The sequence below is a fragment of the Bacteroides sp. LFL-34 genome (assembly GCF_027257075.1).
Lineage (GTDB): Bacteria > Bacteroidota > Bacteroidia > Bacteroidales > Bacteroidaceae > Bacteroides > Bacteroides ovatus.
In genome coordinates, this window is sequence record NZ_JAPQKZ010000131.1 from 1 (window position 1) to 1,326 (window position 1,326).

General features: G+C 52.5%; 2 protein-coding genes. Both read left to right on the forward strand.

The window, feature by feature from the left end; genetic code table 11:
* Nucleotides 1-77: 77 nt before the first annotated feature.
* Nucleotides 78-1,136 carry a conjugative transposon protein TraN gene (traN, locus tag N5O98_RS27185; protein ID WP_032588475.1) on the forward strand — a complete coding sequence of 353 codons (1,059 nt, stop codon included), beginning with the start codon at nt 78-80 and terminating at the stop codon, nt 1,134-1,136.
* A 2-nt stretch (nt 1,137-1,138) separates the two neighbouring features.
* A partial coding sequence (locus tag N5O98_RS27190; protein WP_186910294.1) for a conjugal transfer protein TraO occupies nt 1,139-1,326 on the forward strand: 188 nt, incomplete at its 3' end.

Below are 1,326 nucleotides of genomic sequence, written 5' to 3' on the forward strand. Positions count from 1 at the left end.
GAGATTGAAAACAATAACAATCAACGACTAAAAAAACAACAACCAAATTTTTATTTACCACTAAAATCCAAAGTAGAATGAAAAAAGTAATCATCATGTTTGCCCTCGCTATGGGCATCATAACTGCCAACGCGCAGGAGAACGTAACCGTTGGAGAGAACAACGGAAGTGAACCGACGAACGAAGCGAGAGCAGAGACAAGCTCGCTTGACTATGCCTCGCAAGGAGGAGGAAGGCAAAGCCAACAACCGACCTTGACAAAGGAGGTCTATCCGCAGAAGGAGGCGGACGGCGATCTGTATCACGGGCTGACAAAGAAGCTGACCTTCGACCGCATGGTTCCCCCGCACGGATTGGAAGTGACCTACGACAAGACCGTCCACGTCATTTTCCCCTCGGAGGTGCGCTACGTCGATTTAGGCTCGCCCGACCTGATTGCGGGTAAAGCCGACGGAGCGGAGAACGTCATCCGCGTGAAAGCTACCGTGCGTAACTTCCCGAACGAAACCAATATGTCGGTAATCACGGAGGACGGGAGTTTCTATACTTTTAACGTGAAGTACGCCTCCGAACCGCTGCTTCTCAACGTGGAGATGTGCGACTTCATCCATGACGGAGAGAAGGTGAACCGCCCGAACAACGCGCAGGAAATCTACCTGAAGGAACTGGGCAGCGAAAGCCCGATGCTGGTGCGCCTTATCATGAAGTCCATCCACAAGCAGAACAAGCGTGAGGTGAAGCACATCGGCTGCAAGCGATTCGGCATCCAGTACCTGCTGAAAGGTATCTACACGCATAATGGGTTACTCTATTTCCACACGGAGATAAAGAACCAGAGCAACGTGCCTTTCGATGTGGACTACATCACATGGAAAATCGTGGACAAGAAGGTGGCGAAGCGTACCGCCGTGCAGGAGCAGATTATCCTGCCGCTCCGTGCGCAGAATTACGCCACACTCGTGCCGGGCAAGAAGAGCGAGCGCACGGTATTCACGATGGCGAAGTTCACCATTCCCGACGACAAATGCCTCGTGGTGGAACTCAACGAGAAGAACGGGGGGCGTCACCAGTCTTTCGTGATTGAAAACGAGGACTTGGTACGTGCCAATACCATCAACGAACTTCAAGTGCGCTGACCATGAGAAAGTACATCGCAATAATCATCGTGTCGCTTGCCCTGTTCACGGGGCAGGCGCACGCCCAGCGATGCCTGCCGAAGATGCAGGGCATCGAATTGAGAGCTAACCTTGTGGACGGTATGCGTTTAAGTGGCAACAATGGCGGTTACAGTTTCGGGGCGGCTCTCTCCACCTACACGAAGAACGG

Coding starts and splice junctions, on each gene's coding strand:
- traN (WP_032588475.1), top strand. CDS start 78: ATGAAAAAAGTAATCATCATGTTTGCCCTCGCTATGGGCATCATAACT.